Consider the following 23,905-nt stretch of genomic DNA (forward strand, 5'->3'; position numbering starts at 1 on the left):
TTATCCAATCCCGTAAATTATGTTTTTCAGCCCCTTGATAGCAGAGCCGGCCTGATAATGGGGAAATAAGTTGGTCAAGCGGCCGGGGCCTCGATGCCGCTCGACGCCTTGCGGGCTACCACCGCCTCATATCCGGCCTGCAATGTAGCGCGGACGGAAGGCTGCGCGGGTGTGGCGACAGGCGTGCCCAGATGGTCGTGGCGCAACTCGTCCATGAACTGCTCCCACATTGGCGGCCCGCCTTTCTCCAGCAGTTCGGCGCGGATCGAAAGCTCCTCGCTCACCGGCAGCCAGACGCGGCCCCAAGCGCCGAGATGCGCCATGATCGGCACCAGCGTGATGGCCATCTCGGTCAGGCTGTAGATCGCCTTCTGCTTGTGCGAGGGGTCGTCGGCCTTGGTCAGCATGCCGAGTTCCATCAGCCGCTTCAGCCGGTCGGCCAGGATGTTGGAAGCGATGCCCTCGATCGAGCCGTTGAGCAGTTCGCGAAAGTGGCGTTTGCCGCCAAAAATCATGTCGCGCAGGATGATCAGGCTCCAGCGATCGCCGAACACTTCCAGCGACAGATTGATCGGGCATCCCGAGCGGTGTTCGGTTTTCATCCGACTCTCCTCAAAAAACCAGTTGCATTATCGTATCAGTTTTATTATCGTGCAACCGATTGCAAAACGCAATCAGTTTGATGGCCGGAGCGAGGAGAGTTCCATGACAAACGCCGAGGCACCCGAAATAGCCTCCCAGACGTTCGGCGATCCCGGCGATCCAGCCGTTCTGCTGATCATGGGCGCCATGGCCTCGATGCTCTGGTGGCCGGAGGCGCTCTGCAAAAAACTCGCCGGCGAAGGCCGCTTCGTGATCCGCTACGACAATCGTGACACCGGCCTGTCGACCAAATATACGCCGGGCGAGCCGCCGTATACGTTCGACCACATGGCGGACGATGCGGTGCGCGTCCTCGACAGCTATGGCATAGGAAAGGCGCATGTGGTCGGGATGTCGATGGGCGGCATGATCGCGCAACGACTGGTGTTGAAACATCCCTCGCGTGTCATCTCGCTGACGGCGATCAGCAGTTCGCCGGTGGTGATCGACACATCGCAGCTGCCGGGGGCGACCGAAGCCTATATGGAGCACTCGGCCGGTGGCGCCAAGGTCGACTGGTCGAACCGCGACCAGGTGATCGGCTTCGTCGTCAAGGACGTGCGTGCGATCGCCAGCACCGCGCATCCGTTCGACGAGAAGGCGATGCGGGCGTTCGTCGAACGGGACTACGACCGATCCGGCGGCTTCCTGAGCGCGACCAACCATTTCATGCTGAAGAGCTGCGAGGATCTGAAAGGACGCCTGCGCGAGATCAAGGTTCCGCTGCTCGTCATTCACGGGACATCGGATCCGATCTTTCCGGTCGAGCATGGCGCAGCCCTTGCCGACGCTGTTGCCGGCGGGCGGCTTGTCCGCGTGGAAGGCGGTGGCCACGAACTGCATCCCGACGACTGGGGCACGATCGTTGCCGCCATCGTCACGCATACCAAGCCCTGAAGGCAGTCTCGAACCTTGACACATTCGCCTCACGGAAATAGTTAAGTAAATGCTTCAGTGTTGGCGCTGGCTGGCACCGCTCCAGTATCGACGAACCACAAACAGACGAGCAAAAAATGTCCCTGACCTTCCATTTCCATCCGCTGGCATCGTTCTGCTGGAAACCGCTGATTGCGTTCTACGAGAACGACACGCCCTTCACGCCGGTTATCGTCGACCTCGGCGACGAGCAGTCGCGGGCAGCATTCCTGAAGGTGTCGCCGACCGGCAAGATGCCGGCGCTGCGTGACGATGCACGCAATCGCACGGTGCTGGAATCGACCATCGTCATCGAATATCTGGCGGCGAATTATCCCGGGCCGGTCGAGCTTATCCCGGCCGAGGCCGACCTTGCTCTCCAGGTCCGCCAGGCCGACCGTTTCTACGATTTCTATGTGCAGGCTCCGATGCAGAAGATCGTCGGCGACAGGTTGCGCCCGCAGGACAAGACCGATCCATTCGGGGTCGATGAGGCGCGCGCGCAACTGCGCAACGCTTATGCGATCATCGAGGAGGAGATGCGTTCGAAAATCTGGGCGGCCGGCCCCACCTTCACCATGGCCGACTGCGCCGCCTCGCCGGCGCTGTTCTACGCCAACAAGGTCGAGCCGTTCGGCGACAGCTATCCGGCCGTGAAACACTACCACGACCGCCTGCTCAAGCGGCCGTCCTTCGCCCGGGTGGTCGAGGAGGCGCAGCCCTACTTCAAGTTCTTTCCCTACAATAACGGCTGATCGCGATGCTGCACGATCCCGCCCAGCTCGACCTGATGTTCCAGGCGCTCGCAGACCCGGCCAGGCGCAGCATGGTCGAACGGCTGTCGCGTGGGCCGGCCTCGGTCAGCCAGTTGGCCGAACCGCTGGCGATGTCGCTGTCGGCCGTCGTCCAGCATCTCAACGTGCTCGAAGCAAGCGGGCTGGTGCGCTCGGAAAAGCTCGGCCGCGTGCGCACCTGCCAGATCGCGCCGCAGGCGCTGCGCAGCGCAGAACACTGGATCAACGAACGGCGGCTGACATGGGAGCGTCGGCTCGACCGGCTCGGCGATTTTCTCGCCGAGACCGAATGACCTGAAGCAGAGGAGAAATGACCATGCCCGGCAAAAGCAGAGCGGAGTTGATCCGCGGCTATTTTTCCGCCTACCAGGCGAATAACAAGGCTGCCGTCGCGGCGGTGCTCGCCGACGATTTCACCTTCACCAGCCCCTATGACGACGCCATCGACCGTGCGACCTATTTCGAGCGCTGCTGGCCGGACAGCCCGGCCTTCAGCTCGATCGTCATCGAGCGGATATGCGAGGACGAGGACGCCGCCTTTGTCCTCTATCGCTGCGAGACGGCGGACGGAAAGACCTTCCGCAACACCGAACTGCATCTGTTCCATGACGACAGGTTGCGCGCCGTCGAAGTCTATTTCGGCGCGTCCTATCGCGACGGCGTCTTCGTCGCGCAGAAACCATCAAGCTGACCAAGAGGACCTGAAATGGCCGAACGATCCGTCGTCCACTCCACCTTCGTCCTCGAGCGCCTCTATCCAGTTGCACCGGCGAAAGTCTATTTCGCGCTCAGCGATCCGGCCGCCAAGCGGCGCTGGTTCGCCGACCCCGACAACCCGATGACCCACAGGCACGAAATGGATTTTCGCGTCGGCGGCCAGGAGGTCAATGCCGGCGGGCCGAAGGACGGGCCGATCCACACCTATACCGCCACCTATCAGGACATCGTGCCCAACCAGCGCATCGTCTACAGCTACGACATGCTGTTCGGTGATGTCAGAATCTCGGTTTCGCTGGCGACAATTGAGCTTCGCCCGGAAGGCACGGGCACGCGTCTGGTGCTGACCGAGCAGGGCGCGTTTCTCGATGGGCACGACACACCGTCATCGCGCGAGCATGGTACCGGATTCCTGCTCGATGCGCTGGGCAAGGCGCTGGCAACGGACACTTGAAAGCCAGGGAGGCGAGCTGGAATCTCGGCCTATGCTTCCCAGAACTGATCAAGCCAAATATTGAGCTTGAGGAAGCCGGCACTGCTGACTGTATAGACCCGCCTCGTGCCCTCGGCCCTGGCCTGAACCAGACCGGCGTCCAGCAGCACTTTCAAATGCTGGGACACGGCCGGGCGGGAGACTGGAAGGCCCGAAGCCAGCTCGTTGACGGTTTTCGGGCCACGCCGGAGCTCTTCCAGAAGATAGCGCCGGTTGGGGTCGGCAATCGCCATGAAGGCGTCAGAAAAGATCATGCCTATACTTGTGGGGCAAAGCTTTTCAAATCTCAACCGTCGGCTTCCGCTTTTCTGAGCCGCAGTGCTTCAGGGGTGACCGAGCGATCGGCCGGCTGGGTCTTGAAGGCATCGCGGTCTTCGATCGGCACCGGCGCGCGGCGGCTGATGCGCAGCAGCGTGTAGGCGGCGAGGCTGAGATGCGCCAGCGCGGTGGCCAGGAACAGGCCTTCGGGGCGGAGCCAGCCCATCAGGGCGGCAGCCAGCAAGGGCCCGATCATGGTTCCGAAGCCATACAGAAGCAGCAGGCCGCCCGAGACCTTGACGAAATCCTCCGATCGGGCGTGGTCGTTGGCATGCGCCACGGCGATCGAATAGAGCGTGTAGGCAAAGGCGCCGTAGGCGGCGGCGAAGACAATGACGAGGACGGCGGAACGCGGTTCGAACAGGAAGATCAGGATGGCGAACAGTGCGGCGCCGAAAGCCGCGCCCGCCAGCACGAAACGGCGGTCGGTCTTGTCGGAGAGGCGTCCGGCCGGAAGCTGCATGGCCGCGCCGGCAATAACGACAAGGCTCATCATCAGTGCGATCTGGGCGGTGGAGATGCCGATACGGGCGCCGTAGACGGCGCCAAGCGTGCCCCAGGCGCCATTGGCGATGCCGACCAACAGGCAGGCGATCGCCGACACCGGCGAGTTGGCGTAGAGACCTTTGACATCGAGCTTGACGTCCTGCAAAGGCTTGGGAGACGAAGCCGACGACACCGCGGTCGGGATCAGCGACAGGCAGAACAATATGCCGGTGATCATGAACAGCGACGCCGATCTGACGTCGCCGCCCGCAACGATCATCTGGCCGCCCATGATCGAGGCATAGGTGACCATCATGTAGAGGCCGAAGACGGTGCCGCGGTTCTCGTTGGTGGCCTTCTCGTTCAGCCAGCTTTCGATGACCATGAAGGCTCCGGCCATGGTGAAGCCGGTGAAGGCGCGCAGCAGGATCCAGACATATTCGTCGATGATCAGGCCGGTAAGCAACGCCACGATGGCGCCCGAAGCGGCAAAGGCGCCGAACGCCCGGACGTGGCCGGCGCGGCGCACCAGGCGCGGTGCGAAGAAGCAGCCGGTGACGAAGCCACCGGCCCAGGCCGTGCCCATCAGACCGAGCGATGCGGTCGAAAACCCTTCGAGCTGGCCGCGCAACGGCAACAACAGGCCGTGCAGCCCCGAAGCCGCGAGCAGGAAAGCGGTGCCGCGAAGCAGCGAGAGGATCGGCCTGTAGCTTGCAAACATTGTTTGATCCGTCTGGAGATTGTTGGCGGGGTCTGAAGACAGGCGCATTCGGGCTTTTCGGCGGCGGATGCTCAACGCCGAAACTAATGCGAAAGCTAGCCGCGGCGAAACAGGGCTTCGGCCGCCGATTTGGTGCTGCCCTTGGTCTGGAGTTCGGCTTCGAGCCGGGCAATCTCCTCGCGCAGGATGCTGATCCGTTCGGTCAGGTCACCGACCGAAAGCAGCGCCAGATCCTGTCCGATCTCATGCGGGCGGGCTTTCTTTTTGGGTTCGTCGTCGAAGATCGCCATCGTCGCTCCTCCCTATTCAGTATTGCGCTGGTTTGGCCATTTGCCTGATCCGGCAATCAGCATACATAGGGCAGGGGCGCAGATGCAAACAGCCGGCAAGAAGCTGGCAGCCGGCGACAGACCGGCGGACCGAGACGGGAAATTTCATGGCGAGCGGACATAAAATTCCAGCCACAATGACGGCCATCGCGATCTCGCAACCGGGCGGGCCGCGGGTGCTGAAACCGGAAACGCGCGACGTGCCGGTGCCTGGTCCCGGCGAAATCCTGATCCGGGTGCGTGCGGCCGGCGTCAACCGCCCCGACGTGCAGCAGCGCAAGGGCGCCTATCCGGCGCCGCCCGGCGCTTCCGACCTGCCCGGTCTCGAGGCATCGGGCGAAGTGGCCGCCCTTGGCGACGAGATATCGCGCTGGCGCATCGGCGACCGGGTCTGCGCGCTGACGCCGGGGGGCGGTTATGCCGAATATGTCAAGGTTCATGCCGGCAGCGTGCTGCCGCTGCCCGCCGGCTTCACCCACACGGAGGCGGCCGCGGTTCCGGAAAACTATTTCACCGTCTGGCACAATGTGTTCGAGCGCGGCGGCTTGAAAAAGGGTGAGACGCTGCTGGTCCATGGCGGCTCATCGGGCATCGGCACCACGGCGATCCAGCTGGCGTCGGCCTTCGGCGCCTATGTCGTCACCACCGCCGGCTCGAAGGAGAAATGCGACGCCTGCCTGAAGCTCGGCGCCGACCGGGCGATCAACTACCGCGAGGAGGATTTCGTCGCGGCGGTCAAGGATGCGACCGGTGGCAAGGGGGCCGACGTCATTCTCGACATGGTCGGCGGCGACTATATCGCGCGCAACTACGAGGCCGCCGCGGTCGAGGGCAGGATCGTCCAGATCGCCGTCCAGGCCGGCGCGGTGGCGAGCGCCGATTTCTCGAAAATCATGGTCAAGCGGCTGACCCACACCGGCTCGACGCTGCGGCCTCGCACGGTCGAGTTCAAGGCGGCGCTCGCCGCCGCACTGGAAGCACAGGTGTGGCCGCTGCTCGGCACCCGGAAGGTAGCACCGGTGATGGACATGATCTTCCCGCTGACCGACGCCTGGCGGGCGCATGAGCGCATGGAAGAGGGCGAGCATATAGGCAAGATCGTTCTCGACGTCGGCTAGATGGGGCGAGATTCAGGTGAGGCCGGCCTGCGAATGGCGGCTCCCTGCGCTTCCGGCCTTCGCCGGCCGAAGCCCTCATGAGGGGTTGCGGCAGTTAAGGCTACGGCCGGCGTAGGCCGGTGTCACGTACTGAAGTACGCTCCGCTCCGGTTCTCGGGAGCCGCCATTCTCTGCTCGGCCTGACCTGAACCTCGCGCCATGCTCCGCGCTCAGCGTGTCGGCAAGATGAACAGAAGCTTAATGCTGCAATGCAGCATTTGCATTGCGGCTATGCAAAGACGTCTGTTCAATTCGTGGGCAGCGCTGCCTATCTAAGCGTCATCGAAACGATTTGATCCAACAACTGGAGGACAACCATGAACCCGATCCGCGCTTTCCGTAACTGGCGTATGTACAACGAAACCGTGCGCGAGCTGAACAAGCTCAACGCCCGTCAGCTCAGCGACCTCGGCATCAGCCGCGGCGACATCGAGAGGATTGCCCGCAAGGCCATCTAATTCGAAGCCTGGTCGGCCGATGAGGCCTGACCACGCGGCAGAAGCAAGAGCCGCCGCAGACGGTATCCCGTCGCCGGTTCCGAACCCGCTGGACCCTGTCCGGCGGGTTTTGTCGTTTTGGACCCCCTGTACAACTCGGCATCAATGATCGCCGGAGCCGAGGTCCTCCTGGCCTCCCCCGCTGTCCGGTGTCCGACGGCTGCGCCCTGCGCCAAAAACATTGCGAAACGGCAGCGGAGCGGTTATACAGGCCGCGAATTTCCCATTTTGGTGGCTCTAAACCACCGCCCGCGCGGGAACGCGGGCGAACGAGAAGGATTTTTGAAATGGCCAATACGCTGCTGATGCCCAAGGCGACCGCCGTCTGGCTGGTCGACAACACCGCGCTTTCCTTCGAGCAGATCGCGCAGTTCTGCGGGTTGCATCCGCTCGAGGTCAAGGCGATCGCCGACGGCGAATCGGCGCAGGGCATCAAGGGCATGGATCCGATCATGACCGGACAGCTGACCCGCGACGAGATCGCGCGCGCCGAGAAGGATCCGAACCAGCGCCTGAAATTGTCCGACCCCAAGGTGCGGGTGCCGGAATCCAAGCGCAAGGGTCCCCGCTACACACCGCTGTCGAAGCGCCAGGACCGGCCCAACGCCATCCTGTGGCTGGTCCGCAACCATCCGGAATTGAAGGATGCGCAGATTTCGCGCCTGGTCGGCACGACCAAGTCGACGATCGAACAGATCCGCGAGCGCAAGCACTGGAATTCGGCCAATCTGCAGCCGATGGACCCGGTGACGCTGGGTCTCGCTTCGCAGATCGACCTCGACATGGAAGTCAACCGCGCCTCGCGCGGCCGCGAGCAGGCGCAGCCTGTCGGCGACACGCTGCTGCCGGCTGCCGTGACCGAGCGCCTGGTGCCGGCGCCGGAGAAGCCGAAGGACGAGGATGCCGAACTGGACGCCAACGCCGTGTTCGCCAAGCTTTCGGCGCTCAAGTCCAAGAAGGAAGATGCGGACGACGAGTGAGGTTTGCGACAGTTCAACAAAAAAGCCCGCTTCGAGCGGGCTTTTTAACTGATTGTCGAAATCTCAGCTGCGCGCCGCCCGGTCCGGCGTCATGCCATAATCCTCGCTGCGCTCGACCGCGCGGTAGAAATCGGCGAGCTGCTTGCCGCGCTCCGGCTTGAAGATGCGGCCGGCAATGACCACCGAGGCGATGCGGTCGATGCGGAAGGCGCGGAAATCGTCGCGCATCTCGCACCAGGCAACCAGCGTCCATACCTTGCCCCAGAACCAAAGGCCGAGCGGGCGGATGTCGCGCCCGGTGCCGCGGCCGGCCTCGTCGCGGTAGTCGATGGTCAGTACCTGTCGCTTCTCGACAGCGCGCTCGATCACGTCGATCGCCTCACGCGCGGCGTCGCTCACCACCCACATCGGCGTGTGGATCTCGGTGCGGGCGATGCGGTCCTTCTCGGCGTCGGGCAGGACGGCGCCGATCTTGACCAGCGCCTCGTCGGCCGCACGCGCCATGGCCGCGCCGCCAAAGGCCCGCACCATGCGGGCGCCGGCGACCAGCGCGACGATTTCGTCACGCGTGAACATCAGCGGCGGAAGATCGAAACCCTCCCTCATCATGTAGCCGACGCCGGCCTCGCCGTCGATCGGCACTCCGGTCGACTGCAAATCGGCGATGTCGCGGTAGATGGTCCGCTCGGAAACCTCGAGCCATGTGCCGAGCTTCTGGGCGGTGACCAGCCGGCCGCCACGCAGGTGCTGCACGATCTGAAAGAGCCTGTCGGCACGTCGCATCGTATGGTCCCTCGGCTGCTTGTCTATGAATGTCATGGTCCCAAAACCGGTTCCGGGTGACATCCATGTCCTGTTTTATGCTTGTCGCTCTCCCAAAAACCGCTGCGCACTTTTGGGCGACACGCATTATGGTTTAAGTCCTTCGCGCTTGCGCTGCACGGCGACGAATTCCGCGCCGAAGGACAACTTCTTCGTTGTCGGCGTGTTCACGTCGAGCCAGTACGGCGTGATATCGTTCAGCGTCATGCCGCGTTCGAGATCCTCATTGGCGGCTTCGGCGACGGTTCGCAGATGATAGCCGATGGTGACCGGACATGTCACTTGCGCCCCATGCTCGATGGCGAGCGCGGTGCGCAAGGCGCGTACATCCATCTCGAGGCCGTTGGGGATCGTGCGGATGAAATCATCGACCTGACGGGCCGTCGGCACCAGCATCGGCTGGCCCTCGACGACGTCGCCCATTGTGCGTGGCGTCGGCTTCACGCCGTTGACGCCCGGCGTGTTCAGCCTGTCGTTCCAGCTTTTCACCATTCATGTCTCCTGACACGTTTGTGGCATGGTGCTCCTGACAGCATTCTGTCAGGAGCCTTCAGCATTGTCCGTAGCAGGCGCCAAAAGTCTTTGCGCCAGCCCAAGGCGTCACCGCCCGGGGGTCCATGTCAATGATCCGGGCGTTGCGGGGTCCGCATCCAAGCATTGTCATGTAAAACGCCTCAGATCTCGCGAATGCGGCTGTGACCCTCATACATATCCGGCCAGCCAATGTCCTTGCGGATGTCCGCCGGCAAGGAGTTCAGGAAGCGCTGGGTACGGACTTCATTGCGCATCGTGCGGATCTTGCCGACATAGTGCTGTACGCTGTTCAAAATACCAAAGCTGTTCATGACCATCTCCTCTTCTCTGATGGAGACACTATCGCATACCCCTCCTGACAGCAGTCTGTCAGGAGCATGTCAGCTCGTTGAAGAAAGCTGCGAGGTGCTTCGCGGTCGGTTCGGAAACGAGCCTTTTGTCAGGAATGGCCAAGTCGACCGAGACCATGCAAGAACCGCTTTGACAGCCTGTCGCGATGCTGCTCAAAGGCGGGCATGTCGAAACTCCTCGCGCTCGTCATCATCGGCATGATGGCCATTCAGCTGATCAAGCCGCTCGGCTGGCCGGGCCTGAAGCGGCGCGGCGATTTCTGGAAGCTGGCCCTGATCGCCATGGCGGCCATCGCGCTGGCGGGTGCGCTGGGGCACTGGACATAGCCTTGAGGGTCCGGTCGGGTCCACCGTTCCCACGGCGATCATCCGGATGGCGTTGAGGCTGGGCACGAAGAAATAATCGCCACCGCGCGTCGTCACGAATTCCGGCAGGTTCGCCGCAATAGAGGGCGTGGCGTTGGCCGGGCCGGCCGGAATGACATGCTTGCTCGATTCGGCGCGGTTGCCGGTCAGCGTGCAGGTGTCGTTGCCGGTTTCGGAATCCAGGCCGTAGCTCATCCATTGCTGCTGGATGATATTCTGGCTCAGATCCATTGGAAGCAGGCTGCAATCAACAGTATTTGGAATACTCACGTCAGTTCTCTGAAGCCCACCAGTCCGAGCTTGTGCCCCCTCAGGTCAATCGGCGAGCACCCATCCGACCAGATGTTCGGCCCAGGCGCGGTAACCGGCTTCCGAGGCATGAAAGCCATCGGAGGCAAAGCCGGCCTCAGGGTTGGTGATCGGCAGCCGTGGCGCCGGCACGGCGCCGCGCTCGAAACAGAGGCGCTCGCCCATGCGGTTCATTGCGGTAGCGCGGATTTCGAGTATCTTGCCGAGCAGCGGCGGCATGGCCGGCGCACGGGTGAATTCCAGCACCGGCGACCAGACGACGCGGGCCTCCGGCCATTTGGCGCGCAGCGCGTAAAGCAGGCCGCCGAACTCTTTCTTGAAGAGCGGCACCGAGTGGAAATTCTTGGTGTCGTTGGTGCCGATGGCCAGCACTATATGCGTCCACCGATCGGCCGACAGATTGGGCAGCACATGGTCGCGGATCTGGCCCGACGTTGCCGAGTTGAATCCGGCGGCGCGCCACCGCACGGCAAGGCCGGTTCGTTTTGCGACCAGCATTGCAAGCTGCGCGGCAAGCCCGTTCTCGGAATTGCCGATGCCGACGGAAGCGGCCGAGGAATCGCCCAGCACCAGCAGCGAGATGGCCGGCGCCTTGCCCGATATTTCGTGCATGACCGGCCCTTGTGCCGGCAGCATGCGGGTGGTGCGGCGGCGCACGCCGAGGCCCTGCCAGACATAAACGGGGTAGGCGAGCCAGGTAAGAAGGGCCGGGAAGCGCATGGCGATACCGTTTAGAGATCAGTGGCAGCCTTAGCGCAAGTTTCGCCTGAGGTGAACGAGCTTCTAGTCGCAGCAGTTCGGCTTGTCCGCCGGCTTGTCCTGATATTCGTCATGCAGCCGCACCCAGTCCATCAGGCTATGATAAGGGCCATTTTCGCCGCGGCCCTTCGGTGTCATGTCGAGATAGTCGTAAGTGCCGATCTGGGCCTCGCCGCCGCGGGCGCGCGACATAAAGGTAAGGAATATGTCGCCGTTCTCGTCCTTGTAGAAAACACTGGTGCCGGGAAGGTCCTTTGACGTGCGCGGACGCGTCTCGAAATTGTAGGTGGTGTCGCCGGCCGCGATCTGCTTGTCGGTGAAGGAGACCTGCATGTCGAAGTTGAAATCCGAGGCGTAGGACGACACCCAGTCGAATTTCCAGCCCATACGCTGCTTGTAAGGCAGCAGTTCCGCCAGCGGCGCGCGCGCAACCACCACCAGCGACACGTCGTGGTGCCTCAGATGCTGATCGGCGCCGTCTATATGGTCGGCAAGGAAGGAGCATCCTTCGCAGCGGTGGTTCGATCCTGGCGTCATCATGAAGTGGTAGACGATCAGTTGGCTGTTGGCGCCGAACAGTCCGGCCAGGTTCTTCGGACCCTGCTCGGTCTCGAAGACATAGTCCTTGCGGATTTTCATCCAGGGCAGTTCACGCCGCTCGGCGGCGATGCGCTCACGCAACCGTGTCAATTCCTTCTCGCGCGCCAGATGCGCCTTGTGCGCCTCAAACCAGTCTTCACGCGAAACCACCTTGCTGCGAGTCATGAAGTTCTCCCTGTCTGTTCACCCAAGGACGTTTGGGGTGGGCAGAAACCGACATCGCCGTCAGCTTTTGCCGAAAAGGAGATAAGGATGGACGAACTCCGTCCAAGCCGGGCTTTGCATAAACAAACCCGGGCGCATCGGCCCGGGTTGTATGACAACGGGAGGACTGCGCTCAGGCGGCCTGTTCGAGGCTCGCCGTCCATTGTCCCAGCGCCGCCAGATGGTTCATGTGGGCACGATGGGTGAAGGCGGCCTGGCCGGCGGCGACGTTCGATGCCTTGCCGCTCCAGGCCTTTTGCGGGGCGGCCTGCAAGGCGCGGCCATAGGAGAAGGTCAGCTTCCACGGATGCTGGCCGATGGCGTTGATGGCGTTGAGGTTGGCGGTCGCCTCCTCGTCCGACTGCCCGCCCGAAAGGAAGGCGATGCCCGGCACCGCTGCCGGTACGGTTTCGCGGAACAGTTTTATGGTCTTTTCCGCGACCTCTTCGGGGCTGCTCACCTTGCCCGACTTCCTGCCGGCCAGCACCATGTTCGGCTTCAGGATGGTGCCTCCCAGCAAAACGCGCGCCGCATGCAGCTCGTCATAGAGCTTGATCAGCGTTGCCTTCGAGATGTCGTAGCAGGTGTCGATGTCGTGCGCGCCGTCCATCAGCACTTCCGGCTCGACGATCGGCACGATGCCAGCCTCCTGGCACAGTGCGGCATAGCGGGCCAGCGCATGGGCGTTGGAGGCAATCGAATTGACCGAGGGCACGCCCTTGCCGGTGTCGATGTCGATCACCGCGCGCCATTTGGCGAAGCGGGCGCCGAGCTTGTAATAATCCGCGAGCCGCTCGCGCAAGCCGTCGAGGCCTTCGGTAACGGTATCGCCGGGAAAGCCGGCGAGCGGCTTGGCGCCGGCATCGACCTTGATGCCGGGAATGGCGCCCGCCGCCTTGATGATGTCGACCAGAGGCGTGCCGTCGGCAGCCTTCTGACGGATGGTCTCGTCGTAGAGAATGACGCCGGAGATGTACTTCGTCATTGCGTCCTTGGCGCGGAACATCATCTCGCGGTAGTCGCGGCGGCTATCGGCGGTCGATTCGACGCCGATAACGTCGAAGCGCTTCTTGATGGTGCCGGAGCTCTCATCGGCGGCCAGCAGGCCCTTGCCGCCGGCCACCATCGCGGCGGCAATGTCTTCGAGACGTTCGCTCATTTTTCTTCTCCTAAGGGGGTACGTTCCGCGCGTAACGGAAGTCTACCGCCAAAGGAATGGGATCGGAAAGCTCGAATCGATTGAAAGTTCCTGGCGTCCGTTTTTGCGCCCCCGATCCGGTCAGGCTTGTTTCTTCAGCACGTCGACGCCGGGCAGCGGCTTGCCTTCCATCCATTCGAGGAAAGCGCCGCCGGCGGTCGAGACATAGGTGAAGTCGTCGGCGACGCCGGCATGGTTGAGGGCGGCCACCGTATCGCCGCCACCGGCGACCGAGACCAGCTTGCCGGCCCTGGTGCGGGCCGCCGCGTGCCTGGCCGCCGCCACCGTGGCGTGGTCGAAAGGCTCGATCTCGAAGGCGCCGAGCGGGCCGTTCCAGACCAGCGTCGCGGCGCGGTCGATCCATTCACCGATCGTCTTCACGGTCTTTTCGCCGACATCGAGGATCATGCCGTCAGCCGGGACATCCGAAATGGCAACGGTCTCGCTGGCCGCACCCGCCTTGAATTCCTTGGCGACGACACCGTCGACAGGCAGGATGATGGCGCAGCCTGCCTCGGCGGCCTCGATCATGATCTGCTTGGCGGTCGCGGCAAGGTCATGCTCGCACAGCGACTTGCCGACAGCGGTGCCACGCGCGGCGAGAAAAGTGTTGGCCATGCCGCCGCCGATGACCAGCGCGTCGACCTTCTTCACCAGGTTCATCAACAGGTCGATCTTGGTCGACACCTTGGCGCCACCGACAATGGCGACGACAGGGCGGACCGGATTGCCGAGCCCCTTCTCCAGCGCCTCGAGCTCGGCCTGCATGGTGCGGCCGGCATAGGACGGCAACAGCCGCGCCAGGCCTTCGGTCGAGGAGTGCGCCCGGTGGGCGGCGGAAAAGGCGTCGTTGACGAAGATATCGCCATTGGCGGCGAGCCGCTCTGTAAAGGCCGGGTCGTTCTTCTCCTCGGTCTTGTGGAAGCGGGTGTTTTCCAGCAGCAGCACATCGCCCTTGTTCATGGCGGCGACCGCACTGCCCGCCGTGTCGCCGACGCAGTCGCCGGCAAAGCCGACGGGGCGGCCAAGCACCTCCGCGGCAGCCTTGGCGATCGGCTCCAGCGAGAATTCGGGCGAGGGACCATCCTTCGGGCGGCCGAAATGCGCGAGCAGGATGACCTTGGCGCCCTTGCCGGACAGCTCGGCGATGGTCGGCGCGATGCGTTCGATGCGGGTGGCGTCGGTGACCTTGCCGTCGGCGACGGGCACGTTGAGGTCGACGCGCACCAGCACGCGCTTGCCGCTGATATTGCCGATATCGTCGAGTGTCTTGAAGGCGGCCATGCGGGTTCCTTTCCGTGGAAAATCGCCGGGACCATACCTCGCATCGATGACGATGCAAGGCTTGAGCCGGAGTGCGAGCTAAATTTTGAGATCAAGGAGAAGGCTGTCGTGATGATGCGGGACGTCAGCGTGAACCGATCGCTTGTCAGCCTTCGGTCGTTACCTTTTCCGCCGTCGGCTCAAGGGCCTTCTCATTGGCTATCGCCTCTGCAGTCTGCGTCTCGGTCGGCTTGCGCCAGTTGCGGATGAAGGCGGAGACACGATCGCCGATCTCGCCGGCGCTCAGGAACACCGGAACCCGCGCCACCGGCGCGGTCGGCTCGAAGGAGAGGCCGAGACCGGTGATCTTGCCCTTGTCGTCGACGTCGCGGACGATCAATTCGATCGGGCCGATCAGCACCCGGTCGGCATATTCGGCATGGCCGCCAAGCCTTGCCGTCACCAGCGCGCCGACGGTGAGCTTCTGCTCGGCTTCGCTCAATCCCGGTGTGTATGCGGCCTCGAGTTCTGCGGCCGAGCGGGCGGGATCGACGGCAAAGGCGCCGAAGAAGTCGGCATCCTCGGGGTCGACTACGGCGCGGCTGGCAAACAGCTTGTCAAGCAGGCGCGGATAGCGGTCGGGCACGAAGATGTAGACCTGGTCGCCGGCCGCGAGCCGGCCCATGTCCTGGAAACGCATCGAGCGGCCGTCGCGCAGCACCAGCGAGGGCCGTGCCCAGCGCGGGATGCGCTCGCCGCGCGCCACCGGGCTGCCCGGCGCGACGCGGTAGGCGAGCAGTTCGTGGTGGGCGGAGCCCGGCAGTTCGAGTTCGACCTTGTCGAGCGGCCCAAGCCTCGCCGGCACGATCAGGCCGAGCCGGCGCGCCAGCGGACCGACCGACCAGCCCTGCACCACCAGCGATACCAGCACGATGATGAAGGCGACGTTGAAGATGGTGCGGCCGTTCTCCAGTCCGCCGAGCAGCGGGGTGATGGCAAGCAGGATGGACACGGCGCCGCGCAGGCCGACCCAGGAGACGAAGGCGATCTCGGGACGCGGCAGGCGGTACGGGATCAGGCAGAGCCAGACGGCGACAGGGCGCGCGACAAACATCAGGAACAGGCCGAGCAGCACCGCCGGCACCATGATCGCCGGAAACTGCGAGGGTGTTGCGAACAGGCCGAGGATCAGGAACATGATGATCTGTGCCAGCCACGACATGCCGTCCTGGAAGCGCTTCAGGATGGTGACGGCGCGGATGTCGGAGTTGCCGGCAATCAGCCCGGCGAGATAGACCGCCAGGAAGCCCGAGCCGCCAATGGCGCCGGCCGCGGCGAACACCATCAGCGACAGGGTCAGCACGAAGATCGGCAGCAAGCCATGGTCGAGGTTGAGCCGGTCGACGAGGCGCACGATGCCGAGCCCGCCAAGCACGCCGACGACGGCGCCGAGCCCCATATTGAGGAGGAAGCCGAGGATCAGGTCGGTGACCAGCACATGGGTCGCGGGATTGGCGTGGGCGGCGATGATCTCGACCAGCGTGATGGTCAGGAAGATGGCGATCGGGTCGTTGGTGCCGGATTCGACTTCCAGTGTCGCGCGCACGCGTTCGCGCAGATTGATCTCGCCGGCGCGTAGCAGGAAGAAGACGGCCGCCGCATCGGTCGAGGCGACCGCGGCGCCGAGCAGGAAGGATTCCAGCCAGCTGAGGTCGAGCAGGTAATAGGCGGCGGCGCCGAACAGGCCAGTGGTCAGGATTACGCCGAAGGTCGCCAGCGACACCGCCGGTCCGGCCGCCTGGCGCAGCGCGTTGAGCGGCGTGCCGAAACCGGAATCGAACAGGATGACCGCCAGCGCCAGCGAGCCGGCAAAATATGCCACGCGCGCATTGTCGAATTCGATGCCGAGACCATCGACGCCGCTGGCGAGGCCGATGCAGAGGAAGAGCAGCAGCAACGGGGCGCCGAAGCGGAAGGCGATCAGGCTCGAGAACGCTGCGGCGACGACTAGCGCTGTGCCGACCAGCGTGACGAGATAGATCGCATGCTCCATCCGTGATTTGCCCCTCGAATTCCTCTTTCTACCGATTCACGGGAGAGTGGGGCGAAGGCATGGCCGGTGCAAGGCGCAAGGATGGCTTTTTGCCTTATGCCGCTGATTTTCCGGCGTTTGGCGGCTCGGCGCGCCTTGCCCGGCGCGCTGACGAAAAACGCCCGGGCACAGCCGGGCGTTCGAAGCTGCGAGACGATGCCTTCAGGTCAGGCGATGGTCTTGCCGAAGGCGACCGAGGTGTCGGCCATGCGGTTGGAGAAGCCCCACTCATTGTCGTACCAGGACAGCACCGAAACGAAGTTGCCGTCCATGACCTTGGTCTGGTCGAGCGCCAGGATCGACGAGCGCGGATCGTGGTTGAAGTCGATCGACACATTCGGATGATGGGTGACGCCGAGAATGCCCTTCAGCTTGCCGTTGGAGGCAGCGATCACCGCTTCGTTTATCTCCTTCACGGTGGTGGCGCGCTTGGCGATGAACTTGAAGTCGACGACCGAGACGTTGGGGGTCGGCACGCGGATCGAGATGCCGTCGAGCTTGCCCTTGAGGTCGGGCAGCACCAGGCCGATCGCCTTGGCCGCACCGGTCGAGGTCGGGATCTGCGACAGGGCAGCCGCGCGGCCGCGGTAGAGATCCTTGTGCATGGTGTCCAGCGTCGGCTGGTCGCCGGTGTAGGAGTGGATCGTCGTCATCATGCCCTTTTCGATGCCGACGGTCTCGTGCAGCACTGCGGCCAGCGGCGCCAGGCAGTTGGTGGTGCAGGACGCATTCGAGATGACGATGTGGTCCTTGGTCAGCTTGTCGTGGTTGATGCCGTAGACGACGGTGAGGTCAGCACCTTCGGCAGGCGCGGAGACGACGACGCGCTTGGCGCCGGCGGTCAAATGCGCGGCAGCCTTGTCGCGGGCGGTGAAGATGCCGGTGCATTCGAGCGCGATGTCGATGCCGAGTTCCTTCCACGGCAGTTGCGCCGGGTCCTTGATCGCGGTGACCTTGAAGGTCTCCTTGCCGACGGTGATCTGGTCGCCCGAGACCGACACTTCGTGCGGGAAGCGGCCGTGCACGCTGTCATAGCGCAGCAGATGCGCGTTGGTCTCGACCGGGCCGAGGTCGTTGACGGCGACGACGTCGATGTCCTTGCGGCCGGATTCATGGATGGCGCGCAGGATGTTGCGGCCGATGCGGCCAAATCCGTTGATGGCAACTCTGACGGTCATTTTACTCTCCCTGGGAGCTGGAGGCGGCAGATGGGTCCGCAGCTTCATAGCGGCGGATGGCACAAGAATCCAGCCTCAGAAGGCCGAATTTAAATCGATTAGGTTGGTCCAGCCCCGCGAATCCGCCTTGGAGGTGCGCGGGACTGACCCTGATCTTACTTGCCGTGCAGGCGCGCTTCCGCCGCCTTGGCCGCGGCTTCGGCGGTGATGCCGAAATGCGGGTAGAGCTGCTCGATGGTGCCGGAAGCGCCGAAGCCGGTCATGCCGATGAAGATGCCGTCGGAGCCGATCAGGTGATCCCAGCCCTGGCGGATGCCGGCCTCGATCGCCATCTTGATCGGCGCGTTGCCGATCGTCTCCTTGCGATAGGCGTCGCTCTGCTGGTCGAACAGTTCGAAGCAAGGCACCGAGACGACGCGGGTCGGGTGCCCATGCTTTTCAAGCAAATCACGGGCGCCGAGCGCGATCTCGACCTCGGAGCCGGTGGCGAAGATCGTCACCGCCGCTTCGCCGCTCGCCGCGGCCAGCTCATAGGCGCCCTGGCTCGAGAGGTTCCTGGCCGAGTGCTCGGTGCGCACCGTCGGCAGGTTCTGGCGGGTCAGTGCCAGGGTGGACGGGGTCTTTTCCGATTCAATGGCAATCTGCCAGCATTCGGCGGTTTCCACCGCGTCGGCCGGGCGGAAGACATTGTGGTTGGGGATGGCGCGGAGCGCCGCCAGGTGCTCGACCGGCTGGTGGGTCGGGCCGTCTTCGCCCAAACCGATCGAATCATGGGTCATGACGAAGATCGAGCGGATGCCCATCAGCGACGCCAGCCGCATCGACGGACGGGCATAGTCGGAGAAGCACATGAAGGTGCCACCATAGGCGATGAGGCCGCCATGCAGCGTCAGGCCGTTGAGGGCGGCCGCCATGCCATGCTCGCGGATGCCGTAGTGGACATAGCGCTGGCCGTAATCGTCCGGCGTGATGTTCTTGGTCTGGCTGGTCTTGGTGTTGTTGGAGCCCGTCAGGTCGGCAGAGCCGCCGATGGTTTCCGGCACCGCGCCGTTGATGACTTCCAGCGCCATTTCCGACGATTTGCGGGTGGCGACCTTCGGCTTGTCGGCCGACAGCTTCTTCTTGTAGTCGGCAATGACGGCATCGAAATTCGACGGCAGCTTGCCGGCGAGGCGGCGCTCGAAGTCGGCCTTCAGCTCGGGCTTGGCCTTGGCGAGCCGGCCTTCCCAGTCGGTGCGCGGCTTGACGCCGGCCTTGCCGGCGGTGCGCCAGGCGTCGAGAATGTCGGCCGGAATTTCGAAGGGCGGGGAGTCCCAGTTGAAGAATTTCCGCGCGCCGGCGATCTCGTCGGCGCCGAGCGGTGAGCCATGCGCCTTGTTGGTGCCGGCCTTGGTCGGGGCGCCGAAGCCGATGGTCGTCTTGCAGGCAATCATCGTCGGCTTGTCGGAATGGCGGGCGGCTTCGATGGCGTAGGCGATTGCCTCGGGGTCGGTGCCGTCAATGTGGCTGGCGTTCCAGCCCGAGGCCTGGAAGCGGGCGACCTGGTCGGTGTTGTCTGCAAGCGAAACCGGACCGTCGATCGAGATGTTGTTGTTGTCCCAGAAGACGATCAGCTTGTTGAGCTTGAGGTGCCCGGCCAGCGCGATGGCTTCCTGGGAAACACCTTCCATCAGGCAGCCGTCGCCGGCCAGCACATAGGTGTAGTGGTCGACGAGGTCGTTGCCGAAGGCGGCGTTCATGATGCGCTCGCCGAGCGCGAAGCCGACCGAATTGGCGAGACCCTGGCCGAGCGGGCCGGTCGTCGTCTCGATGCCGGTGGCATGGCCGTATTCGGGATGGCCGGCAGTCTTGGAACCCAGCTGGCGGAAATGCTTGATCTGGTCGAGGGTCATGTCCTCGTAACCGGTCAGATGCAGCAGCGAGTAGAGCAGCATAGAACCGTGGCCGGCCGACAGGATGAAGCGGTCTCGGTCCGGCCAATGGGGGTTCTTCGGATCATATTTCAGAAAGCGGGTGAACAGCACTGTGGCGATGTCGGCGCAGCCCATGGGCAGGCCGGGATGGCCGGACTGGGACTTCTCGACGGCGTCCATGGAGAGAAAACGGATCGCATTGGCCATCCGGTCATGTTGTTCACGCGACGTCATGGTACCTCCGGGGTGGGGATTTGTGGGCTTGGCAGAGCCCAGGAAAGAGTGCGCGACACATAGCAGCCACGGGCTTTTAGTCAACAAATCGGCTGCACATTTGCCGGTCTTGTGATGGCTTTGAGACCTCATGGGGCGACCTACATTAGCGTTAGCGGGGGACAGTCGCGAGAGCTTTGTTGACGTTGCCTTCACCCGGTGCCTAATGTTTCCTTGTTAACGCGTTCTGAACGCGAAGCGATTCGGTGATGGGCAGGGCACAGGACGAAGGCCATGACCGGCGAAACCACACTCAAGGAAGTCATCCACAGGCTGGGCAAGGCCATCGAGGGGCTGGAAAACGCCGTCGCGGCCAAGCTCGAGCACGAGCGCGACTATTCCGAAGCCGAGGCTGAGGTGCAGCGCATGAACGCCGACCGTTCACGGCTGGCGCAGGAACTCGACAATTCCGAAGCCCGCGCCGAACGGCTGGAAGATGCCAACAAGGAAGTGTCGCGCCGCTTGGTGACCGCCATGGAAACCATCCGCGCGGTGCTGGACAGGTAGGAGCTGCAGGCCATGGCACAGGTCACGGTTTCCATCGACGGCAAGCAGTATCGCATGGCTTGCGACGAAGGTCAGGAAGAGCACCTGATCGACCTCGCCGAGCGGTTCGACCGTTATGTCTCGCATCTGAAGGATTCGTTCGGCGAGATCGGCGACCAGCGGCTGACGGTGATGGCCGGCATCATGGTGATGGACGAGCTTTCGGAGCTGCAGAAGCGGGTCAAGGGCATGGAGACCGAAGTGCAGACGCTGCGCAAGACTCGCGACGAAGCGCTGACCAAGGCCGACAAGAACGACACCGTGCTGACCAGCGCGCTCGGCGCGCTCGCCCAGCGCATGGAAGACCTGGCCACGTCGCTGGCGGTCAACAAGGCCTGAGCCTTCCCCGCACAAACGAAAGATTGTCGGCCCAACGTCGGTCCGTAGAACGAAAGTGCTCGTTCCGTCGCCAATAATAGTTTCCTATTGTCCTGCAGCCGCGATTTTTGCGCTAAGATGCGGGAATGCCGGAGCGTTGACGCCGTCCACGGCCGCTCCTGACGAAATCTGTTGCTGGGGAAATAATGCCATGAGCCTTCGTATCAACGACATCGCGCCTGACTTCACCGCCGAGACCACGCAAGGGCCGATCAAGTTTCATGACTGGATCGGCGACGGCTGGGCGATCCTGTTCAGCCATCCGAAGAATTTCACCCCGGTCTGCACCACCGAGCTGGGCACGATGGCGGGGCTCGAAGGCGAGTTCAAGAAGCGCAACGTCAAGGTCATCGGCATTTCCGTCGATCCCGTTGCGAGCCACGACAAGTGGCAGGCCGACATCAAGACGGCGACCGGCCAGACGGTGAACTACCCGCTGATCGGCGACAAGGACCTCAAGGTCGCCAAGCTCTATGACATGCTGCCGGCGGGCGCCGGCGAGACGTCGGAAGGCCGCACGCCGGCCGACAACGCCACGGTGCGCTCGGTCTATGTCATCGGGCCGGACAAGAAGATCAAGCTGGTGCTGACTTACCCGATGACGACGGGCCGCAACTTCGACGAGATCCTGCGCGCGGTCGATTCCATGCAGCTGACCGCCAAGCACCAGGTGGCGACGCCGGCCAACTGGAAGCAGGGCGAGGATGTGATCATCACCGCCGCGGTTTCGAACGAAGATGCGGTCAAGCGTTTTGGCGCTTTCGAGACGATCCTGCCCTATCTCAGGAAGACCAAGCAGCCGTCAGCCTAGGTTTTCTCCGTCGGAGCTATTTCGGGCTTCAGTCCTATTTCTGGCAAGGCGTGCTTGACCGGCGCGCTTTGCCAGATGACCATGCTGTTGTTCAACCCGACGGAGAAAACGGTTCCTGTCGGGCAAGGGGCAGGGGGGCCGGACATTGGACATCGCTTCGGCCAAACCTGAGGTCGCCGGCTTCTACGACAAGCCGACCGGCGCCATCCAGTATGTCGTCACCGACCCGGTGACGAGACGCTGCGCCGTCATCGACCCGATCCTCGACTTCGACGAAAAATCCGGCGCGACGGCGACGAAGAATGCCGACGCCTTGCTGGATTTTATCCGCGAAAACGGGCTGGAGCTCGAGTGGATCCTGGACACCCATCCGCATGCCGATCATTTCTCGGCGGCGCACTATCTCAAGGAAAGGACCGGCGCGCCGACGGCGATCGGCGACAGGATCATCGAAGTCCAGGCGCTGTGGAAGGCGATCTACAACTGGCCGGATTTCCCCGCTGACGGCTCGCAGTGGGACCGGCTGTTTGGGGAAGGCGAAACGTTCATGATCGGCAACCTTCCGGTCAAGGTGCTGTTCTCGCCCGGCCACACGCTGGCCTCGATCACCTATGTCATCGGCGACGCAGCCTTCGTCCACGACACGCTGTTCATGCCCGACAGCGGCTCGGCAAGGACGGATTTTCCCGGCGGCAGTGCCGCGCGGCTGTGGCATTCGATTGAGGGCGTTCTGGCGCTGCCGGACGAAACGCGGGTGTTTGTCGGCCACGACTATCAGGCCGGCGGGCGCGAGCCGTGCTGGGAGAGCACGGTCGCCGAGCAGAGGGCAAAGAATATCCACCTCGTTGCGGCGCGCAGCGAAGCCGAGTTCGTCGCCTTGCGCGAAGCGCGCGACAAGACACTGCCGATGCCGCGGCTGATCCTGCATGCGCTGCAGGTCAACATGAATGGCGGACGGCTGCCGGAGCCGGAGGTTAATGGAAGGCGGTATCTGAAGTTTCCGCTGGATGGGCTTTGAGAGGGCAGTTGGCGAAGCTGCCGATCTTCCCCCGTGCGGGGGAGATGCCCGGCAGGGCAGAGGGGGGTGCTGTCCCGCTGACCTGTCAGTCGGGTAGCTGTGCCGTCAATTCCGATAGGGTAGCCAAAACCGAAGTGGGCGATCCTTCACACCCCCTCTGTCCTGCCGGACATCTCCCCCGCAAGGGGGAGATTGGATGTCAAGAATGCTTTCGCCAATTGCCAGCGTAAGCGTAAGACATAAAAAGCGGCGCCGGTTTCCCGACGCCGCCTTCTGTTCCTTAGCCGAACCCGGCTTTACGCCGCGGGCTGCGCCTCGATCGTGCGCAGCGCCTGCATCTGGCGCTTGGCGGCGGCCTTGACCGCGTCCTGCACCTTCTCGAAGGCGCGCACCTCGATCTGGCGCACGCGCTCGCGGCTGATGTCGAACTCGGACGACAGCTCTTCCAGCGTCAGCGGCTCCTCGGCGAGGCGGCGTGCCTCGAAGATGCGCCGCTCACGATCGTTGAGCACGGCCAAAGCACCCGACAGCATGCCGCGGCGGTTTTCCAGCTCGTCCTGTTCGATCAGCATGTCTTCCTGGCTTTCGTGGTCATCGACCAGCCAGTCCTGCCATTCGCCGGATTCACCTTCGCTGGCGCGGATCGGCGCGTTCAGCGACGCGTCGCCCGACAGGCGGCGGTTCATCGACACGACTTCGGCTTCCGACACGTTCAGCCGGGTGGCGATCTCGGTGATCTGGTCGGGCTTGAGGTCGCCATCGTCCAGCGCCTGGATCTTGCCCTTTACCTTGCGCAGGTTAAAGAACAGGCGCTTCTGATTGGCGGTCGTGCCCATCTTGACCAGGCTCCACGAGCGCAGGATGTACTCCTGGATCGAGGCCTTGATCCACCACATGGCGTAGGTAGCGAGGCGGAAGCCACGCTCGGGTTCGAATTTCTTGACGGCCTGCATCAGGCCGACATTGCCTTCCGAGATCACTTCGCCGATCGGCAGGCCGTAGCCGCGATAGCCCATGGCAATCTTGGCAACAAGCCGAAGGTGGCTGGTGACGAGCTTGTGCGCAGCGCTGGTGTCTTCATGCTCGGCGTAGCGCTTGGCGAGCATGTACTCTTCCTGCGGCTGAAGCATCGGAAAGCGGCGGATTTCTTCCAGGTAGCGGCTGAGGCCGCCTTCGCCGGAAACAATACTAGGTAGTGACTGGGCCATGATTGCGCCCCCTCTCTATTGGAGTGATGCCCCC

28 protein-coding genes are annotated in these 23,905 nt (G+C 63.4%); 12 read left to right on the plus strand and 16 right to left on the minus strand.

Features of this window, described 5'->3' with window-relative positions:
• Window positions 1-74: 74 nt before the first annotated feature.
• Window positions 75-602: a winged helix-turn-helix transcriptional regulator gene (locus NKL04_RS28115; protein ID WP_023670151.1), complete on the minus strand. Its 528-nt coding sequence runs from the start codon at window positions 600-602 to the stop codon at window positions 75-77.
• 103 nt (window positions 603-705) lie between these two features.
• On the opposite strand from NKL04_RS28115, the gene NKL04_RS28120 reads away from it, so the two are divergent.
• The 5 genes from NKL04_RS28120 (at window position 706) to NKL04_RS28140 (ending at window position 3,522) form a co-directional block, all read left to right on the plus strand.
• The gene (locus NKL04_RS28120; protein ID WP_023701311.1) at window positions 706-1,539 is read left to right on the plus strand and encodes an alpha/beta fold hydrolase; all 834 of its coding nucleotides are present in this window, start codon (window positions 706-708) and stop codon (window positions 1,537-1,539) included.
• A gap of 116 nt (window positions 1,540-1,655) precedes the next feature.
• Complete coding sequence (locus NKL04_RS28125) at window positions 1,656-2,312, plus strand: glutathione S-transferase family protein (protein ID WP_023701312.1); 657 nt, start codon at window positions 1,656-1,658, stop codon at window positions 2,310-2,312.
• A 5-nt stretch (window positions 2,313-2,317) separates the two neighbouring features.
• On the plus strand, window positions 2,318-2,644 hold the full coding sequence (locus tag NKL04_RS28130) for an ArsR/SmtB family transcription factor (protein WP_031198036.1): 327 nt from the start codon (window positions 2,318-2,320) through the stop codon (window positions 2,642-2,644).
• A gap of 23 nt (window positions 2,645-2,667) precedes the next feature.
• Complete coding sequence (locus NKL04_RS28135) at window positions 2,668-3,042, plus strand: nuclear transport factor 2 family protein (protein ID WP_032887163.1); 375 nt, start codon at window positions 2,668-2,670, stop codon at window positions 3,040-3,042.
• A 15-nt stretch (window positions 3,043-3,057) separates the two neighbouring features.
• Window positions 3,058-3,522 carry an SRPBCC family protein gene (locus tag NKL04_RS28140; RefSeq protein ID WP_023715031.1) on the plus strand — a complete coding sequence of 155 codons (465 nt, stop codon included), beginning with the start codon at window positions 3,058-3,060 and terminating at the stop codon, window positions 3,520-3,522.
• A gap of 29 nt (window positions 3,523-3,551) precedes the next feature.
• On the opposite strand, the gene NKL04_RS28145 is transcribed toward NKL04_RS28140, so the two are convergent.
• The 3 genes from NKL04_RS28145 to NKL04_RS28155 are packed head-to-tail and all read right to left on the minus strand — an operon-like array spanning window position 3,552 to window position 5,376.
• The gene (locus NKL04_RS28145; RefSeq protein ID WP_023690079.1) at window positions 3,552-3,815 is read right to left on the minus strand and encodes an ArsR/SmtB family transcription factor; all 264 of its coding nucleotides are present in this window, start codon (window positions 3,813-3,815) and stop codon (window positions 3,552-3,554) included.
• 32 nt (window positions 3,816-3,847) lie between these two features.
• Window positions 3,848-5,155 carry an MFS transporter gene (locus tag NKL04_RS28150; protein ID WP_348529197.1) on the minus strand — a complete coding sequence of 436 codons (1,308 nt, stop codon included), beginning with the start codon at window positions 5,153-5,155 and terminating at the stop codon, window positions 3,848-3,850.
• A gap of 26 nt (window positions 5,156-5,181) precedes the next feature.
• Window positions 5,182-5,376, minus strand: a complete 195-nt coding sequence (locus NKL04_RS28155) for a DUF1192 domain-containing protein (RefSeq protein WP_023701314.1) — start codon at window positions 5,374-5,376, stop codon at window positions 5,182-5,184.
• Between the two features lie 146 nt (window positions 5,377-5,522).
• Here NKL04_RS28155 and NKL04_RS28160 point away from each other — a divergent pair, with 146 nt between their 5' ends.
• The 3 genes from NKL04_RS28160 to NKL04_RS28170 all read left to right on the plus strand — a co-directional run bounded on the left by NKL04_RS28160 (window position 5,523) and on the right by NKL04_RS28170 (window position 8,049).
• A complete protein-coding gene (locus NKL04_RS28160) occupies window positions 5,523-6,533 on the plus strand; it encodes an NAD(P)H-quinone oxidoreductase (RefSeq protein ID WP_032887144.1) in 1,011 nt (336 codons plus the stop codon).
• A gap of 356 nt (window positions 6,534-6,889) precedes the next feature.
• Window positions 6,890-7,030 (plus strand): DUF1127 domain-containing protein, encoded by a 141-nt coding sequence (locus NKL04_RS28165; protein WP_023670143.1) that lies wholly within the window; start codon window positions 6,890-6,892, stop codon window positions 7,028-7,030.
• Window positions 7,031-7,356: 326 nt separating this feature from the next.
• Window positions 7,357-8,049, plus strand: coding sequence for a DUF1013 domain-containing protein (locus NKL04_RS28170; protein ID WP_023670142.1), 693 nt, complete (start codon window positions 7,357-7,359; stop codon window positions 8,047-8,049).
• Between the two features lie 63 nt (window positions 8,050-8,112).
• Here NKL04_RS28170 and NKL04_RS28175 read toward each other — a convergent pair whose 3' ends face one another.
• The 11 genes from NKL04_RS28175 to tkt form a co-directional block, all read right to left on the minus strand.
• Window positions 8,113-8,832, minus strand: coding sequence for a helix-turn-helix transcriptional regulator (locus tag NKL04_RS28175; RefSeq protein WP_023683994.1), 720 nt, complete (start codon window positions 8,830-8,832; stop codon window positions 8,113-8,115).
• 126 nt (window positions 8,833-8,958) lie between these two features.
• The gene (locus tag NKL04_RS28180; protein ID WP_031209432.1) at window positions 8,959-9,363 is read right to left on the minus strand and encodes a hypothetical protein; all 405 of its coding nucleotides are present in this window, start codon (window positions 9,361-9,363) and stop codon (window positions 8,959-8,961) included.
• Window positions 9,364-9,545: 182 nt separating this feature from the next.
• A complete protein-coding gene (locus tag NKL04_RS28185; protein WP_023670139.1) occupies window positions 9,546-9,716 on the minus strand; it encodes a hypothetical protein in 171 nt (56 codons plus the stop codon).
• Between the two features lie 192 nt (window positions 9,717-9,908).
• Window positions 9,909-10,352: a hypothetical protein gene (locus tag NKL04_RS28190; RefSeq protein ID WP_023701316.1), complete on the minus strand. Its 444-nt coding sequence runs from the start codon at window positions 10,350-10,352 to the stop codon at window positions 9,909-9,911.
• 84 nt (window positions 10,353-10,436) lie between these two features.
• On the minus strand, window positions 10,437-11,150 hold the full coding sequence (locus NKL04_RS28195) for an SGNH/GDSL hydrolase family protein (RefSeq protein ID WP_023701317.1): 714 nt from the start codon (window positions 11,148-11,150) through the stop codon (window positions 10,437-10,439).
• Window positions 11,151-11,213: 63 nt separating this feature from the next.
• Window positions 11,214-11,954 carry a DUF899 domain-containing protein gene (locus tag NKL04_RS28200; RefSeq protein WP_023701318.1) on the minus strand — a complete coding sequence of 247 codons (741 nt, stop codon included), beginning with the start codon at window positions 11,952-11,954 and terminating at the stop codon, window positions 11,214-11,216.
• A 172-nt stretch (window positions 11,955-12,126) separates the two neighbouring features.
• On the minus strand, window positions 12,127-13,152 hold the full coding sequence (locus NKL04_RS28205) for a class I fructose-bisphosphate aldolase (protein ID WP_023701319.1): 1,026 nt from the start codon (window positions 13,150-13,152) through the stop codon (window positions 12,127-12,129).
• Between the two features lie 120 nt (window positions 13,153-13,272).
• On the minus strand, window positions 13,273-14,475 hold the full coding sequence (locus NKL04_RS28210; protein ID WP_023670132.1) for a phosphoglycerate kinase: 1,203 nt from the start codon (window positions 14,473-14,475) through the stop codon (window positions 13,273-13,275).
• A 145-nt stretch (window positions 14,476-14,620) separates the two neighbouring features.
• Entirely contained in the window at window positions 14,621-16,507 is a 1,887-nt protein-coding gene (locus NKL04_RS28215; protein WP_023701320.1) for a potassium/proton antiporter, read from the minus strand.
• Between the two features lie 206 nt (window positions 16,508-16,713).
• The gene (gene gap / locus NKL04_RS28220; RefSeq protein WP_023701321.1) at window positions 16,714-17,724 is read right to left on the minus strand and encodes a type I glyceraldehyde-3-phosphate dehydrogenase; all 1,011 of its coding nucleotides are present in this window, start codon (window positions 17,722-17,724) and stop codon (window positions 16,714-16,716) included.
• Between the two features lie 155 nt (window positions 17,725-17,879).
• Window positions 17,880-19,871, minus strand: coding sequence for a transketolase (tkt, locus tag NKL04_RS28225; RefSeq protein WP_023701322.1), 1,992 nt, complete (start codon window positions 19,869-19,871; stop codon window positions 17,880-17,882).
• 273 nt (window positions 19,872-20,144) lie between these two features.
• Here tkt and NKL04_RS28230 point away from each other — a divergent pair, with 273 nt between their 5' ends.
• From NKL04_RS28230 to NKL04_RS28245, 4 genes are all read left to right on the plus strand, one after another.
• Window positions 20,145-20,417, plus strand: a complete 273-nt coding sequence (locus NKL04_RS28230; RefSeq protein WP_023670128.1) for a DUF4164 domain-containing protein — start codon at window positions 20,145-20,147, stop codon at window positions 20,415-20,417.
• A gap of 12 nt (window positions 20,418-20,429) precedes the next feature.
• The gene (locus NKL04_RS28235) at window positions 20,430-20,795 is read left to right on the plus strand and encodes a cell division protein ZapA (RefSeq protein ID WP_023670127.1); all 366 of its coding nucleotides are present in this window, start codon (window positions 20,430-20,432) and stop codon (window positions 20,793-20,795) included.
• Window positions 20,796-20,985: 190 nt separating this feature from the next.
• Window positions 20,986-21,645 carry a peroxiredoxin gene (locus NKL04_RS28240; RefSeq protein ID WP_023670126.1) on the plus strand — a complete coding sequence of 220 codons (660 nt, stop codon included), beginning with the start codon at window positions 20,986-20,988 and terminating at the stop codon, window positions 21,643-21,645.
• A gap of 145 nt (window positions 21,646-21,790) precedes the next feature.
• Window positions 21,791-22,663: an MBL fold metallo-hydrolase gene (locus tag NKL04_RS28245; protein ID WP_023701323.1), complete on the plus strand. Its 873-nt coding sequence runs from the start codon at window positions 21,791-21,793 to the stop codon at window positions 22,661-22,663.
• A gap of 296 nt (window positions 22,664-22,959) precedes the next feature.
• Here the strand turns inward: NKL04_RS28245 and rpoH are convergent, their stop codons facing one another.
• Complete coding sequence (gene rpoH / locus NKL04_RS28250; protein WP_023670124.1) at window positions 22,960-23,871, minus strand: RNA polymerase sigma factor RpoH; 912 nt, start codon at window positions 23,869-23,871, stop codon at window positions 22,960-22,962.
• Between the last annotated feature and the right edge of the window lie 34 nt (window positions 23,872-23,905).

It is taken from the genome of Mesorhizobium sp. C264A (assembly GCF_040324515.1).
Taxonomy (GTDB): Bacteria; Pseudomonadota; Alphaproteobacteria; order Rhizobiales; family Rhizobiaceae; genus Mesorhizobium.